General features: G+C 64.2%; 8 protein-coding genes. 1 reads left to right on the forward strand and 7 read right to left on the reverse strand.

The genetic code is table 11. The annotated features are described in order from the left end of the window. Nucleotides 1-201 precede the first annotated feature (201 nt). From glgB to ACT3TS_RS13090, 3 genes are read right to left on the reverse strand one after another with little or no spacing between them, the layout of a single operon-like run. A complete protein-coding gene (gene glgB / locus ACT3TS_RS13080) occupies nucleotides 202-3,903 on the reverse strand; it encodes a 1,4-alpha-glucan branching protein GlgB (RefSeq protein WP_444531958.1) in 3,702 nt (1,233 codons plus the stop codon). Then, nucleotides 3,903-5,690, reverse strand: coding sequence for a maltose alpha-D-glucosyltransferase (gene treS / locus ACT3TS_RS13085; protein ID WP_444531959.1), 1,788 nt, complete (start codon nucleotides 5,688-5,690; stop codon nucleotides 3,903-3,905). The genes glgB and treS overlap by 1 nt, the downstream gene beginning before the upstream one ends. Before the next feature lie 3 nt (nucleotides 5,691-5,693). Further along, nucleotides 5,694-7,712, reverse strand: coding sequence for an alpha-1,4-glucan--maltose-1-phosphate maltosyltransferase (locus ACT3TS_RS13090; RefSeq protein ID WP_444531996.1), 2,019 nt, complete (start codon nucleotides 7,710-7,712; stop codon nucleotides 5,694-5,696). A gap of 427 nt (nucleotides 7,713-8,139) precedes the next feature. On the opposite strand from ACT3TS_RS13090, the gene glgP reads away from it, so the two are divergent. Then, nucleotides 8,140-10,788, forward strand: a complete 2,649-nt coding sequence (gene glgP / locus ACT3TS_RS13095) for an alpha-glucan family phosphorylase (protein WP_444531960.1) — start codon at nucleotides 8,140-8,142, stop codon at nucleotides 10,786-10,788. 137 nt (nucleotides 10,789-10,925) lie between these two features. Here glgP and glgX read toward each other — a convergent pair whose 3' ends face one another. The 4 genes from glgX to ispF all read right to left on the reverse strand — a co-directional run bounded on the left by glgX (nucleotide 10,926) and on the right by ispF (nucleotide 16,506). Further along, entirely contained in the window at nucleotides 10,926-13,166 is a 2,241-nt protein-coding gene (gene glgX, locus ACT3TS_RS13100) for a glycogen debranching protein GlgX (RefSeq protein ID WP_444531961.1), read from the reverse strand. Nucleotides 13,167-13,168: 2 nt separating this feature from the next. Next, nucleotides 13,169-14,164: a 23S rRNA (guanosine(2251)-2'-O)-methyltransferase RlmB gene (gene rlmB / locus ACT3TS_RS13105; RefSeq protein ID WP_444531962.1), complete on the reverse strand. Its 996-nt coding sequence runs from the start codon at nucleotides 14,162-14,164 to the stop codon at nucleotides 13,169-13,171. A 366-nt stretch (nucleotides 14,165-14,530) separates the two neighbouring features. Then, a complete protein-coding gene (cysS, locus tag ACT3TS_RS13110; RefSeq protein ID WP_444531963.1) occupies nucleotides 14,531-15,967 on the reverse strand; it encodes a cysteine--tRNA ligase in 1,437 nt (478 codons plus the stop codon). Continuing rightward, on the reverse strand, nucleotides 15,964-16,506 hold the full coding sequence (gene ispF, locus ACT3TS_RS13115) for a 2-C-methyl-D-erythritol 2,4-cyclodiphosphate synthase (protein ID WP_444531964.1): 543 nt from the start codon (nucleotides 16,504-16,506) through the stop codon (nucleotides 15,964-15,966). The genes cysS and ispF overlap by 4 nt, the downstream gene beginning before the upstream one ends. Between the last annotated feature and the right edge of the window lie 3 nt (nucleotides 16,507-16,509).

Raw genomic sequence — 16,509 nt, forward strand, 5'->3', positions numbered from 1 at the left:
GCATGAATACCAGTAAGTCAAATCCTTGATTCCAAGCCGATATTCAAACTCTCATTTGAACATAACCCATTGAGCCTTTTTTCGAGGCCATTTGGTTTGGTCTGGTCCGGATCTGAACCGTTCGTTCAGCGGAGTACTAACAATAGCACCTGCCCGCCGGGAACACAAAACGGCGGGCAGGTGTCCTTCAGGTCCCGGTTTCTAGCGGCCCACGGGAGACAAATACAGTGCACCAAGTGGCGGCACCCGCAACCTCAGCGAGGCCTCTTGGCCGTCCCAGGCAAGTTCTTCGGCCTGCAGTTCCCCCGTGTTTTTCACGTCGGAGCCGCCGTATGCGGCCAGGTCTGTATTGAGCAGCTCCTGCCACAGGCCGGCCGACGGGAGACCCACCCTGTATCCCTCGTAAGCAACGCCGGCGAAGTTGAAGATGCACACCAGGGGGTTGCGATCCTTGTCCCAGCGGACAAAGGAGACGATGTTGTTGGCAGTGTCTCCGCCGTTGAGCCACGAGAATCCGTCCGGAACATTGTCCAGCTCATACAGGGCGGGGGTGCTGGAATAGGATTCGTTCAAATCCTTGACCAGTGACTGAATGGCACTGTGTGCCGGGTTGTCGGCGAGCCACCAGTCGAGTCCGTGCTGCTCACTCCATTCGGCTTCCTGGCCGAACTCAGTACCCATGAAGATCAGCTGTTTTCCCGGATGGGCCCACTGGAATGCCAAATAGGCCCGCAAGTTGGCCAGCTGCTGCCACCTGTCGCCTGGCATCTTGCGCAGCAGGGAGCCCTTGCCATGCACCACTTCGTCATGGCTGATCGGCAGCAGGAAACTCTCCGTAAACGCGTACACCATGGAGAACGTGATCTGGTTGTGGTGCCAACCCCGGTTCACGGGATCCTCGGCCATGTAGGTCAGCGAGTCATGCATCCAGCCCATGTTCCACTTGATGCCGAAGCCGAGTCCACCCCCGCTGGTGGGCGAGGTGACGCCGGGGAACGCGGTTGATTCCTCGGCAATGGTGACAATGCCGGGGTTGCGCCGGTAGGCCGTGGCATTCATCTCCTGCAGGAAAGTGATTGCCTCCAGGTTCTCCCGGCCGCCAAAACGGTTCGGGCTCCACTGGCCTTCCTCCCGCGAGTAGTCCAAATACAGCATTGACGCCACGGCGTCCACCCGCAGCCCGTCAACGTGGAACTCCTCAAACCAGTAGAGGGCGTTGGCCACCAGGAAGTTCCTGACCTCGTTGCGGCCAAAGTCAAAGATCAACGTCCCCCAGTCGGGGTGCTCACCCAGCTGGGGGTTTGGGTGTTCGTACTGCGCGCCACCATTGAATTTGGCCAGCGCCCATTCATCCTTGGGGAAGTGCGCCGGCACCCAGTCCATGATGACGCCGATGCCCGCCTGATGCAGCGAGTCAACAAGGAAACGGAACTCATCCGGATGGCCAAAACGCGCCGTCGGCGCGTAGTAAGAGGTGACTTGATAGCCCCACGAGCCGCCAAAGGGGTGCTCAGACACGGGCATGAGTTCCACGTGAGTGAATCCAAGCCCCTTGACGTAGTCCACCAACTCCTTGGCAAGGTCTACGTAGCTCAAACCCAACCGCCAGGAGCCCAAATGGACTTCATAGACGCTCATCGGCGCATTGTGCGGGTCTGTCTTGGCACGTTGGGCCATCCAGACGTCGTCCTGGAAGGAATACGTTGATTCAACGACCCGTGAAGCTGTCAGCGGCGGCACCTCGGTCCCGTACGCCATGGGGTCCGCCTTTTGCAGCCACTCCCCCTGTTCGGTGAGGATTTCAAACTTGTAGCGGTCCCCGGCAGCGACGTCCGGAATGAACAATTCCCAAATTCCGCTGTTGCCAAGGCTTCGCATGGCATGCCCGCGCCCGTCCCAGCCATTGAACTCGCCAATGACCCGGACAGCCTGCACGGCCGGCACCCACACGGCGAAACTCACGCCAGTCACTTGGCCCAACGCGGAGTGGTAGCGCTGCACGTGCGCACCCAAGACAGTCCACAATGTCTCGTGCCTGCCCTCGGCCATGAGATGCATGTCCAATTCGCCCACAGTGGGCAGGTACCGATAGGGATCATCGGTGCGGTGCACGCCGTCGCCATAGCTGACGTCCAACCGGTAATCGGGCGCGTGTCCCGGCTCCTCGACCGGAACCACCGCGACCCAGACACCGCCGTGTTCATGGGTCATCGGGAATTCCCCGCTGCCTGTGACCAGCTGCACCGACGTGGCCAGGTGCCGCAGCGCCCGGACTGTGGCGAAACCGTCGCCGTCAAGGTGTGCGCCCAGCACCGAGTGGGGTGCGTAGTAGGTCCCCTCGGAAATTCGTGCCAAGACTCCTGCATTGACTGCAAGAGGGGCCATTTTATTCAGTCCCATGTCCACACCGCTTTCCCTTGATTCAAACAATTCCCGCACAGCGCTTATCGGCACCCAAGCCCAGTTGGGCCGATTTTGCAGTTCATAAACAACTTCGTATAAGGCCTTGTCCAGCCACAATGCCACGAATAGCGCACTATTGCGTGGAACCGCCTTCCCGGACGCGCTTTCATAACCCTCCACAAAAGCGTCGGCACCCGTCCTTGCCCACTCGCCACCTTGCGCCTCCGTCACCGCACCAGTGGCGGCAGCCTGTGCCCCGGCATAGTCAAATGACCGCAGCATCCCGGCAATGTCCCGCAGTGCCACGTCAGGGCGGCCGCGCTCGGCCAGTGCCCGCAGCGGTTCACCTTCAAAGTCCAGGATGTACCAGCTGCCAGCCCCGGCTGACTCCTTGCGCAGGAGCTGGCCCAGGTGCAGGTCCCCATGAATGCGCTGGACCGGCGGCAGGGCTTTTATTTCGTCCAGCTGTGTTAATACAGTTTGGAAAGCATTCCCATAAGGCCCGACGGCGCCGCCCACCAGGTGCCACGCCCACTTCAGCCGGGCAGCGACCGCCCGTGTGAAGTCCGCTGTCTCTGCTGTTCCATGGTTGCTCACCCCCAGGGATTGGCGCAGGCTGGCATGAACACGGGCGAGCGCCACGCCAATGGCACGGGCGTCGGCCGAAAAGTCGTCCTGCCCATTGGCGGATTGCAGCGCGAACGCCCAGCCGTCAGCTGCCCCAGTGATGAAATCGTGAACGACAAAGAGGGTGGTGTTTGCTTCCCCGTACCCCACAGCGACTTGCAGCAGCGGAACATTCAGTTCCCCGGCTGGGCTGACCGAGCCGGCCAGTGCGCTGCCAATCTCCACTTCCGGGTGCACACCGGCATGGATGACCCGAAAGAATTTGGCAATGAGCGGCCGCCGCCCGAGCCGGAAAATGACCGAACTGTTGGATTGTTCGGAGTTCACCAACCGAATGCCGGTTGCCGGCACAACATCCGTGTCACCCAAATCCGGGTTTCGCCAGACATGCATCCGTCCCGAAGCATTAGGCTGCACGGGGCCGGGGCTGAGAGCTTCCATGAGCCACGCCTGCAGAAAGGCAGGGTCGGCCAAACCTTCATACACGCGCCCGCCTGGCCACGGTCCGCTGGCTTCGGCATCCCCCAACGGGACCCCGCACCCGCTTCCGCTGGCCGATTGATCGAGGCCGTCGCCAGCGTCTGGCTTAGTTAGCACATTTGAGCCATGATGGTGGATGCTCAGCGGAACTTGCAGCGTGAGGCCGGTCCCGACGTCGGACGTGCCGGTCACAGGACCGATGCCGCTGCCGGGCGCGGCACCGGGAAAATCCACTGTGACCAGCAGGACGAGCAGGGACACGGCAGGGTCGGGCGAGGTCAGCTCAAAACTGTCCGCGACGCCAAGCCGCGCACCAACGCCGGCGTCGCCCTTGCGGGGATACCAGCGTTGCTGCGGCAGCCAGTCCGCCAACAGGTCAAGGAGCGTGGCCATCAGTATCCATGCACCGTTCCGTCAATCACCGGCAGTGCCTGCGTCTGCGTGGAGAGCACATTGGAGGACTGTGAGCGCACGCGCAGCCAGAAGAAATCGTAGGAGCCGAGGGTCAAGGTGAGCTTGCCGTCGTCGTCGATGCCGGGAAAGACGTCGCCGCCGAACACGTCCCGCAGACCGCGGCCGGCGAGCGTGGGCACATGGATGGTGGCGGCCGAGGGGTGCTGGGAGAGGTTGAAAACGCACAGGATCGATTCGGGCGTCTCGCCTTCCTCGTTCCCCACCGGCAGGACGCGCAGGAACGCGAGCACCGAGTCGTGCGAGGTGGGCACGTTTTCGTAGCGGCCCAGCCCGAAGGCGGGGTGGGCCCTGCGGATGCGCAGGATTTCCTTGTTCCAATGCAGCAGCGAACTGGTGTGTGCCGTCTGCGCCTCAACGTTGACATGATTGTAGTGATACACCAGCGACTGCACCACCGGCAGAAAGAGCTTCCCGGGATCGGTGTTGGAGAACCCTGCGTTGCGGTCGGGGTTCCACTGCATGGGCGTGCGGGAGGCGTCCCTGTCGTCGAGCCAGATGTTGTCGCCCATGCCGATTTCATCCCCGTAATACAGGAACGGGCTGCCGGGCAGGGCCAGCAGCAGCGCATTGATGAGCTCAATTTCGGCCCTTGAGTTGTCCAGCAGCGGTGCCAGACGACGTCGGATGCCAATGTTTGCCTGCATGCGCGAGTCGGGCGCGTACCAGCCAAGCATCGCTTCGCGTTCCGTGGGCGTGACCATCTCCAGGGTGAGTTCGTCGTGGTTTCGCAGGAACGTCCCCCACTGGGCGCCACGGGGAATGTGGGGCGTGTTGGCCATGGTGTCGATGATGGGGGCTGCCTTCTGGTCCCGCAGTGCGTAGTAGAGCCTGGGCATGATGGGGAAGTGGAAGGCCATGTGGCATTCGGGTTCCTCTTCGGTGCCAAAGTAGTCCACCACTTCGTGGGGCATCTGGTTGGCCTCGGCGACGATGATCCGCCCGGGGAACTCGGCGTCAACCATGGCGCGCAAATCCTGCAGGAACTGGTGGGTTTCGGGCAGGTTTTCGCAGTTGGTGCCGTCTTCGGCGAAGAGGTAGGGAATGGCGTCGGCCCGGAAGCCGTCGATGCCCTGTTGGAGCCAAAACCGCACCACATCAAAAATGGCTTCCCGCACGGCGGGGTTTCTGAAGTTCAGGTCTGGCTGGTGGCTGAAAAACCTGTGCCAAAAGAATTGGCGGCGGATGGGATCAAAGGTCCAGTTGGATTCTTCCGTGTCGACAAAGATGACCCGGGCGTCCTGATACAGCTCGGTGGTGTCACTCCACATGTAAAAGTCGCCGAAGGGCCCGTCGGGCTCTTCCCTTGAGGCCTTGAACCACCGGTGTTGGTCGGAGGTGTGGTTGATGGGCAGGTCGATGAGGATCCGCATGCCGCGTTCGTGCGCCTGGGTCACCAGCGACTTGAAGTCTGAAATGGTGCCGTACGTTTCCATGACGGCCGTGAAATCGCGGACGTCGTAACCGCCGTCGAGCAATGGCGAGTCAAAGAACGGGGGCAGCCACAGGCAGTCGACGCCCAGCCACTGCAGGTAGTCGAGGCGCGAGATCAGCCCGGAAAAGTCACCCGCCCCGTCACCGTTGGCGTCGGCAAAACTCTGCACGAGCACCTCGTAAAAGACGGCCTTCCGGTACCAGTGCGGGTCGTGGGCCAGCCCCGGTGCGTTCAAGTTGAACTGCGGTGCACTGTTCGAGTACGGGAAGGCCATGGGTCAGCGCCTGATGTGCAGGATGTGGGCCGGTTCCAGGTGGGCATCCAGCCGGAAGTAGTTTTTCTTGCCCCAGTTCCAGGTGGCCCCCGTGATGAGCTCGTCCACCAGGAACGTCCCATCCGGGGACAGCCCGTCAAGCTCCAACGCGTCAAGGTCCAAGGTCACTTCGCCTTCGCGCATGCTGTGCGGGTCAACGTTGATCACGACGATGATGGTGTCCTTGCGGGCCGGCTCCTCCGCGGTGGCGGCAATTAATTTGTGCTTGCTGAACACCAGCGTGGCCGGGTCCGAGCTTTCGTGCAGGCTCAGGTTTTGCAGGTCCAGCAGCGCCGGGTGCGCCCGACGGATGGTGTTCAGCAGCGTGACAAACGGTGCCAGCGAGTTGCCCTGCGCCTCGGCGGCGGCAAAGTTGCGGTCCTTGAACTCATATTTTTCATTGTCGATGTTTTCTTCGGAGCCGGGCCGGGCCACGTGTTCATACAGCTCGTAACCGGCATACATCCCCCACAGCGGGCTGCCCATGGCGGCCAGGATGGCGCGGATCTTGAACGCCGCCGGCCCGCCGTACTGCAGGTACTCGGTCAGGATGTCAGGGGTGTTCACGAAGAAGTTGGGGCGGAAATAGCCGGCCGACTCGCGGCTCACGTGCACCAGGTACTCCTCCAGCTCCTCCTTGGTGTTGCGCCACGTAAAGTAACTGTACGACTGCTGGAATCCGGCCCGTCCCAGTGCCGCCATCATGGCCGGGCGCGTAAATGCCTCGGCCAGGAACACAATGTCGGGCCGTTCCGCGTTGATCGTGCCAATGAGCCATTCCCAGAACCAGACGGGCTTCGTGTGCGGGTTGTCCACCCGGAAAATGCGCACGCCGTGGTCAATCCACAACCGCACAATCCGCAAAATCTCCGCCGACAGCCCCTCGGGATCGTTGTCAAAGTTCAGCGGGTAGATGTCCTGGTACTTTTTCGGCGGGTTTTCAGCGTAGGCAATCGTGCCGTCAACCCGCGTGGTGAACCATTCCGGGTGCGCCGTGGCCCATGGGTGGTCCGGGGCGCATTGCAGCGCCAGATCCAGCGCAACTTCCAGATTCAGCTCCTGGGCAGCCGCCACGAACGCGTCAAAATCGGCAAAAGTCCCCAGTTCCGGGTGGATGGCATCATGCCCGCCAGCCGCCGAACCAATGGCCCAGGGCGACCCGGGATCCGACGGTCCGGCCAACAGCGAATTGTTGGGCCCCTTGCGGTTGAGGGTCCCGATCGGATGGATGGGCGGCAGGTAGACGACGTCGAAGCCCATCGTCGCGACTGCCGGCAGCCGGTGCACGGCAGTGCGGAAATTGCCGCTGGTCCATTGGCCGGTCTCGGGATGGCGCATGGCACCCTCGGACCGCGGAAAGAACTCGTACCAGGCGCCGCGGCCTGCAGCGTCGCGTTCAACCAGAAGCGGGAATTTCCCGGTGGCCGTCACCAGATCCCGCAGCGGGAAACGGACGACGGCGGCACGCACCTCCGCACCGGTGCCGGCGGCCAGGCGGTCATTGACGTTCAGGGACGGATCCGCCAGTGCTCGGGCGGCCTGCTTGAACACCTTGGCCGCGCCGGGCGCAGTGTCCTTGGCTGACTTGGCTGCCTCACCCAACAGCAGCGCACCTTCGGCCAACATGACGTCCACATCGACGTCCGCATTGATTTTCACCTGGGCGTTGTGGGACCAGGTGGCGTACAGATCGCTCCAGCCCTCGATGACAAAGCTCCAATTGCCTTCATGGGAGGGGGTGAGCACGCCTTCCCACGAATCGGTGCCCTTGGGGCCCGGCTTGAGCCTGGCGCGCTGCGCTTCGCTGCCATCCGGGGCAAAGAGCACCGCGGTGGCACCCAAAAGGTCGTGGCCCTCCCGGAACACCACTGCGCTGACACGGACATCGCCGCCGCGGACCGCCTTGGCCGGGAACTTGCCGCCTTCCAGGACGGGCTGAACATTGGTAATGGGAATCCGGCCGAAGCGCAGCCCCGCCTGAATACCGGCCCTGGCAGAAGTGGTGGCCGGCGCGGCGGGCGCGGCGGGCGCACCGGCGCCGGCGGCCCGAGCGGCGGCAGAGGCGCCGGCCGGCGCGGCGGCACCCGCAGAAGTCGCGGCCCGAGCGGTGGCACCCGCAGAAGCGCCTGCGGGTGCGGCTGCGGAGGCAGCGGCGGCTGGCACATTGCGCGAAGGCTTAAAAGTACTCACAAACTAGACGTTAGCGACTCCCCGCGCAGATTGCTAAGGTCTTCCGCCACATCGGCGCGTTGGTGCGTCACACGCGGACCATAATCGGGCCGGAGCGGCAGCCATATTCAGGCTGGTTCGGCCGCATCATTCCGGCGGGACCGGCGGCTTGACGTAATGAACCGACCATTGGACATTCACCGCTGCAGTGAACGGCCCATTCTGGGCTATCCTGACCGGCATGAAGGCAATCCGCAGATTTACAGTTCGCACCGTCGTCCCTGCGCAGATTTCCGCGCTGACCCGGTTGGCCACCAATCTCCGCTGGTCCTGGCATCTGCCGACCCGCGCCCTGTTTGAATCCCTCAACCCTGAGATTTGGGAAGATTCCCGTCACGATCCCTTGGCCATGCTCGCGGCACTGTCCCGCGAGCAGCTGCAGGGGCTGGCCGGGGATCCGGAGGTCGTGGCCGCCGTGGCCGCCGCCGAAGCCAGCCTGGACAGCTACCTCAACGAACCGCGGTGGTACCAGGGACTCACCACTTCCAGCGACGCCGGCGCCAACACGTCCGGCGCCCAGCCGCCCGCCTGCATCGCCTACTTCTCCCCCGAATTCGGCATTACCGAAGTCCTCCCCCAGTACTCGGGCGGGCTGGGCATTCTGGCCGGTGACCACCTCAAGTCCGCATCCGACCTCGGGGTGCCGCTGATCGGCGTCGGACTTCTCTACCAGGCGGGCTACTTCAAGCAGTCGCTGTCCAAGGACGCGTGGCAGCAGGAGAGCTACCCGCTGCTTGACCCGGATGCGCTGCCACTGACACTTCTGCGCGAAGACGACGGCACGCCCATCCAGATTCAACTGCCGCTGCCCGACCACAGAGTGCTGCGGGCGCACATTTGGCGTGCGGATGTGGGCCGGGTGCCCCTGCTGCTGCTGGATTCCAACGTGGCCGAAAATGACGACGCGGCCCGCGGGGTCACCGACCGGCTGTACGGCGGCGGCGGCGACCACCGCCTGACCCAGGAACTGCTTCTGGGCATGGGCGGCGTTAAGGCCCTGCGCGTCCACGCCCGGCTGACCGGCACGGCCGCGCCGGAAGTTTTCCACACCAACGAGGGCCACGCCGGCTTCCTGGGCATCGAGCGCATCCGCGAACTCATGGACCCCGCGGTCACCGAACACCCGCTCTCGTGGGGTGAGGCACTGGCGGCCGGCCGCGCGTCGACCGTCTTCACCACCCACACACCGGTCCCGGCCGGCATCGACCGCTTCCCCCGCGGCATGATCGAGCACTTCTTTGCCGGCCAACTGGCCCCCGGCGTTCCCGTGGACCAGATCCTGTCCCTCGGGGCGGAAAATTACGACGGCGGCGACTCCGAGGTGTTCAACATGGCCGTCATGGGGTTGCGCCTGGCCCAGCGCGCCAACGGCGTGGCCAAGCTGCATGGCGTCGTCTCCCGCGGCATGTTCGCAGGACTCTGGCCGGGCTTCGACCAGCAGGACGTCCCCATCACCTCCGTCACGAACGGCGTGCACGTGCCCACCTGGGTTGACCCCCAGCTGGCCGCGCTGGCACGGGAACGCTTCGGCGCCGAGGTCCTGGACGGGCCCGACTGGTCCAAGGTTTATGAGGTGAGTGACGAGGACGTCTGGGCGCTTCGCCGTCGCTTGCGGTCGGCGCTGGTGGATGACGCCCGCCGTCGGCTGCGCTCCTCCTGGAAGAAGCGCGGTGCCGCCGACGCCCAGCTGGCCTGGACTGATTCCGTCCTGGACCCGGATGTGCTCACGATTGGTTTTGCCCGCCGCGTCCCCACCTACAAGCGACTGACGCTGATGCTGCGCGACCCGGCCCGGCTCAAGGCGCTGCTGCTGCACCCCGAGCACCCGATCCAAATCATCATTGCCGGCAAGTCGCACCCCGCCGACGACGCCGGCAAGAAGATGATCCAGGACCTGGTCCAGTTCACCGACGACCCCGACGTCCGCCACCGGATCATCTTCCTGCCCAACTACGACATCGCCATGGCCCGCACGCTCTTCCCCGGCTGCGACGTGTGGCTGAACAACCCGCTGCGCCCGCTGGAAGCATGCGGCACCTCGGGCATGAAGGCCGCCATCAACGGCTCGCTGAACCTGTCGGTCATGGACGGCTGGTGGGATGAAATGTACGACGGCGAAAACGGCTGGGCGATCCCGACGGCAAATACCGGGACCAGTGATGAGGAACGCGACGACATTGAGTCCGCGGCCCTGTACGAGCTGTTGGAAACCCAGGTGGCCCCCAAGTTCTACGGCGAAGTCGTGGCCGCGGGTGCCGGTGCCGCCGGGCCTTCACAGCCGCACGACGGCGGCCTGCCGTCGCACTGGATCTCGATGATCAAGCACACCCTGGCCGAACTGGGCCCGCAGGTCTCAGCCAATCGCATGGTGGCCGAATATGTACAGCGTTTGTACCAGCCGGCAGCCGAATCCGGCCGCGTGGCACGGGCCAACGACTTTGCCGCCACCAGAGAGTACGCAGCCTGGATCGACCATGTCCGGCCTGCGTGGCACGGGGTCCACATTGATCACGTGGAATCGCACGGGCTGCGTGATGAACCCCAAATTGGCGAATCACTGCAGGTCCGGGCCCACGTCAACCTCGGCGAGCTGCGTCCCGACGACGTGCAGGTCAGCGTCGTCTACGGCACGGCCGGGGAAACGGACGACCTGGCCGACACCCGCAGCCTCGCACTGGAGACAGTGCAGGACAAGGGCGAGGGACGCTACCAGTTCTCCGCCGAGCTGTTCATCGACCGCTCAGGGAACTTTGGCTACGGCGTCAAGGTCCTGCCCCGGCACGCCGCACTGGCCAACCCCGCCGAACTGGGGCTGATCGCCACGGCGTAACTCCCTCCCCTGCCCAACTAACCCGCAGAAGTGGTTGCTAAATCAACTTGTAAACGTTGATTCAGCAACCACTTCTGCGGGTTAGTTCGGGGTGGGGCGTGGTTCGGGGCAGGGCGGGGTGGGGATCGGGCTTCGGGTCAGGGCTGCGTCAGGTCGTTGCGGAAAATCTGGACGGTGTTGGCATCCACCCGGACGGCGTCGCCTGCGTCGACCAGCGGCACGGAACGGGGCAGGCGGAAGGTGGGTTCGCCGTCGTCCGTCAGTGCGGGAGCCTCCGTCGTCATCCGCAGCATGTAGGGCCGGGGCCCGGCGGTCTCAGGCTGACTTTCCGCCTGCTCGACTGCCTGCTCCACCGCTTCGGCACCCGCTTCGGCGCCCTCCTCGCCGCCCTCTTCGGGGGCATCCGGGGCGTCAAAGCGCGGATTCGCGGGCAGCACCACGTCCTCATCGGTCACACCGGTGTTGAACACGACCAGCCCGTCAACCTTGCCGTCGGGGGAACCCAGGAGCATGGTGAGCACGCGTTCGTGCGGGTTCTTCCAGCGGTCCGGCGTCATGGGCAGGCCATCGGCACCGAACCAGTGGATGAACGACTGCCCGCCGCGTGTGGGATATGTGCTGGGCTGGGCGGCCAGGAAGTCCTTGCGAAGCTGCACCAGGCGGGTCGTCGCGGCCAGCATGGCCTTGGCTTCCTCGTCCATGGTCCAGTCAACCCAGGCGATCTCATTGTCCTGGCAGTAAACGTTGTTGTTGCCGCCCTGGCTGCGCCCGAGCTCGTCGCCGGCGGTGATCATGGGCACGCCCATGGCGAGGAGCATGGTGGCCATGAGGTTGCGGGCCGTCCTGGCGCGCTGGGCCAGCGTGTCCGGGTTGTTGGTGATGCCCTCAACGCCGTGGTTCCAGCTGCGGTTCTCGCCGGTGCCGTCGCGGTTGTCTTCCTGGTTGTCCTCGTTGTGCTTTTCGTTGTACGTGGTGAGGTCAGCCAGGGTGAAGCCGTCGTGGGCGGTGATCAAGTTGATCGAAGCCATGCTGCTGCGCCCCGATGCGGCAAACAGCTCCGCCGACCCGCCCAATGCATCGCCAAACGTGGCCAGCCCGTTGTGGTGGTTGCCGGCCAGCATGGCGGCCCTGTCGGTCAGCCATACTTCACGAACGGTGTCGCGGAAGGAGTCGTTCCAGTCGGCCCAGCCGGTGGGGAAGTTGCCCGTCTGCCAGCCGCCGTAGCCAACATCCCACGGCTCGGAAATGAGCTTCGTGGAGGACAGCACTCCGTCGGTGGCGGCCGCCAGCAGGAACGGGTGCTGGTTGGTGAACTCGTGGATGCCGTTGCGCGCAAGAGAGACGGCAAGGTCAAAGCGGAAGCCGTCAATGTGGAACTCTTCCACCCAGTAACGCAGCGAATCCATGGCCATCTTGATGACGTGCGGGTTGCCGAAATTCAAGGTGTTTCCGCAGCCGGTGGTGTCGTAATACTCACCGTCGCGCAGGCGGTAGTACTGCTCTTCAGCCAACCCGCGCCAACTGTAGGCGGGCCCGCCGCGGCCGCCCTCGGCAGTGTGGTTGTACACGACGTCGAGGATCACTTCGATGCCTGCCAGGTGCAGCAGCTTGATCATGCCCTTGAGTTCGGCCTGCACGGCTTGCGGCCCGGCTGCGCGCGCGGCGGCGCTGGCATACTCCACGTGCGGGGCGAAGAAGCCCAGCGTGTTGTAGCCCCAGTAATTGCTCATCCCCGTGCCGTGCAGGTGCGGTTCATCGATGTGAAAGTGCACAGGCAGAAGTTCGACGGCGGTCACGCCCAGCTCCTGCAGGTGCTGGATCATGGCGGGGTGGGCCATGCCGGCATAGCTCCCCCGAATTTCCTCGGGCACGTCCGGGTGCAGCATTGTCTGCCCGCGCACGTGTGCCTCATAAAACACTGTTTCGCGCCACGGCGTGTTCGGCCGGGTGACCGTGCCCCAGTCAAAATCGGAATCCATCCGCACCGACTGGTACCGGGTGACGCCGTCGGGGCCGGTGGCCTCGTCAATGTAGTGGCCGTACGGATCCAGCAGCAGCTGCACAGCTTCCGGGTCTATCAGGAGCATGTCCTCCTGCGAGGCCACGAAGTCGGTGTAAAAACCGTAGCGGCTGCCCGCCGGCATGTTTTCCACCAGGCCGTGGTGGACGCCGTCGGTCTTGTCGGGCAGCTTGACTGCCTTCCAGACGCCGCCGGGAGGTTGGAAGCACAGCACGACGTCACGGTAGGTCGGTGAATAAACGGCCACGTTGGCCGCCGACGCGCCATGTTCGCCTGGAATCGCACTGACGCCCAGGGGAAAATGGCGCGACAAGGCCGCCCCCAGGTTGCTGATGGCCTCGACGGCGGTAGCTGCCATGGTTAAGCCTGGACCGCCCGCTGCCTTGAGATTTCGTAGAGGCTGATGCCCACGGCCATGGAGGCGTTCAGGGACTCCATGGCGGAGTTGATCGGGATGGAGACGATCTGGTCGCAGTTTTCACGCACGAGCCGGGACAGGCCCTTGCCCTCGGAGCCAACCACGATGCACACGGGCTCCTGCGCCAGGGTGAGGTCGGGCAGCGAAACGTCGCCGTCGCCGTCGAGCCCCAACACGAAGTAGCCCATCTTCTGGAACGCACCGATGGCACGGTTCAAGTTCGGCGCCTTGGCAACGGGCACGCGCACGGCGGCACCGGCACTGGTCTTCCAGGCTGCGGCAGTCACACCCGCGCTGCGACGCTCGGGGATGATCACGGCGTGGCCGGAGAACGCCGAGACGCTGCGGATGATCGCACCAAGGTTGCGCGTGTCGGTGATGCCGTCAAGGGCCACGATCAACGGGGCGTTGGTGATGTGCCCCTTCTTCCATTTGGCGATGATCTCGCCGGCCGTGTCAACGGCGTCCTCGTATTCGTACGGCGGAATCTGCAGCACCAGGCCCTGGTGGATGGCGTCCTCGGTGAGGCGGTCCAGCTCGGGCTTGTGGGCTTCCAACAGCGGGATGCCGCGCTCGGTGGCCAGCTTGATGGACTCACGGACGCGCTCGTCCATGTCAACGCGGACGCCAACGTACAGCGCCTTCGCGGGGATGCCCGCGCGCAGCGCCTCGACAACCGAGTTGCGGCCCGTGACGAGCTCCTCGGTGGCCTTGCCCTTGGGGCCGCTGTTGCGGCGCGGGGAGGCGCTGGTGCCGGTGCGCTTGGCAGCCGAACGCTCGGCAAGGTCCTTGTTCTTGAACGCCTTGTGGTACGTGCGTTCGTCAGCCTTGGGGGTTGGCCCCTTGCCCTCGAGTGCCTTGCGGCCCAGCCCGCCTGTGCCCTTGACGGGACCCTTCTTGAGCTTGCGGACGGCGCCGGAACGGGAACTGTTGGCCATGGTGAAACCCTTACGATTGGTGCGGCGCCTAACTGCTGGCCCCGAAGTTCGTCAAACAAATCTGTCAGCGGGCACATTTTTGGCACGCCTCATAACGGGAAACAACACACCCGTAGCTATTAGCTTACGGCCTCAAAGCAAATTCCGTGGTGGTTGGCGCCAAAAGTGCGCAGTCTCACCGTGTTGCGGGCAAGGGCCGGGGCACCAGCCCACCGCTTTCCCCTCGAACGCTCCTGCACGTGCGGGGCAGAAAGCAGAAACGCTCCTGCGCTCTTTGACGCAGCGTGTCGAAAAGTGCCCCAGATGTGAAGGAGCGTTGTTGAAAAACGGCCCTTATCTGCGCGAGCGTCCGCAGTGGTGGGGTGGTTATTTCTTCAGGGACCAGGTGGAGCCTGTTGCGGAGTCGGCCACGTCCACGCCGGCTGCTGCCAGCAGGTCACGAATCCGGTCCGATTCTGCCCAGTTCTTCTCCGCCCGGGCCTGCGCACGGGCCTCGAGCTGGGCCTTGACGAGCACGTCCAGGGCCGTCAGTTCGGCTTCCGAGCCACTCCCCTGCTGCCACTGCGCATCCAGCGGGTTGATGCCCAACGCATCTGTCATGCCCATGGCGGACTGGAAAGCCTCAAATGTTGCTGCAGTGTCTCCCTTGGCGAGTGCGGTGTTGCCCGCACGCACAGTTTCGTGCAGCACGGCGAGGGCAGCCGGGATGTTCAGGTCGTCGTCCATGGCGGCGCGGAAGGCGCCGGGAAGATCTCTGATGTCGCACGGTTCGTGCAGCAGCAGAAGCTCACCCGTTGAGTTCAATCCGGCATGGGCGGCGCGCATGAACGTCTCAATGCGTTCGACGGCGGCCGAGGCCTCCGTGAGTGAGCCCGGACGGTAGTCCAGCACCGAGCGGTAATGCGCCTGGCCCAGGTAGTAGCGGACCACGAGCGGACGGGCGAGCTCCAGCATTTCGCGCGGGTTGATGGTGTTGCCGATGGACTTGGACATTTTTTCACCCTGGTAGGTGACCATGCCGTTGTGCATCCAGAAGTTGGCGAAGCCGTGGCCGGCGGCCTGCGACTGGGCCATCTCGTTTTCGTGGTGCGGGAAGCGCAGGTCCAGTCCGCCGCCGTGGATGTCGAACTCGGTGCCGAGGTATTTGGTGACCATGGCGGAGCACTCAAGGTGCCAGCCGGGACGGCCTGCGCCCCAAGGGGACTCCCACTTGGCGGTCTCGGGATCACCGTCCTTGTGGCCCTTCCATAGTGCAAAGTCGCGTGGATCGCGCTTGCCCCGGGGGTCGGCGTCGGGCGCGGCCTGCATGTCGTCAATGTTCTGGTGCGTCAAGGAGCCGTACTGGGGCCAGGACCGGACGTCGAAGTAGACGTCGCCGGAATCGTCCACGGCCGGGTAGGCATGGTCGCGCTCGATGAGCTGGGTGATGAGTGCGTGCATCTCGGGGATGTGGCCCGTGGCGCGAGGCTCATACGTGGGCTTTTGGATGCCCAGCGATTCGTATGCCGTGGCAAAGGCCTGTTCGAAGCGGTAAGCCAGCGCCCACCACTGCTCGTTGTTCTCGACCGCCTTGACGAGGATCTTGTCATCAATGTCGGTCACGTTGCGCACGACCGTGACGTTGTAGCCGCTGGTCTGCAGCCAGCGGGTCAGCTGGTCAAAGGCGAGGGCCGAGCGGACGTGGCCAATGTGCGGCTCGCCCTGGACGGTGGCGCCGCAATAATACAGCGAAACCTGGCCCTCTTTGAGCGGGACGAAGTCGCGGGTGGCGGCGGAGGCGGAGTCATGGAAGCGCAGGGTCACGGCTCTAGGGTATCCCGTCGGGTGGATTCGGAGTGCTCAAGGCGGGCTGTTTGGCGGGCTGTGCTGACGACCAGAGCCGTGGCGACGGCCGTGATGCCTTCGCTGCGGCCGGGAAATCCCAGTCCGTCAGAGGTGGTGGCACTCACCGACACGGGGGCTCCCGCGGCCTCGCTCAGGACGGCTTCGGCTTCGTGGCGGCGTGGAGAAAATTTGGGCCTGTTGCCGACAAACTGCACGGCGATGTTGCCGATCTCAAAGCCGGCTTCGCGCACAATCCTGGCTGCTTCGGCCAGCAACGTCACGCCCGAGGCACCCTTGTACTCGGGGCGGTCGGTGCCAAAGTGCGTGCCAAGGTCTCCGACGCCGGCAGCTGAAAACAAGGCGTCGGCGGCAGCGTGGGCGACTGCGTCGCCGTCGGAATGGCCGCTAAGTCCGCGTTCACCTTCCCACAGCAACCCTGCCAGCCAGAGGGGCGCTGGGCTGTCCTCGGGGGCAAAGGCGTGGATGTCGACACCGATTCCGGTGCGGGGCAAAAGCATGGG

The organism is Specibacter sp. AOP5-B1-6 (assembly GCF_052376555.1).
In the GTDB taxonomy this organism is placed as follows: domain Bacteria; phylum Actinomycetota; class Actinomycetes; order Actinomycetales; family Micrococcaceae; genus Specibacter.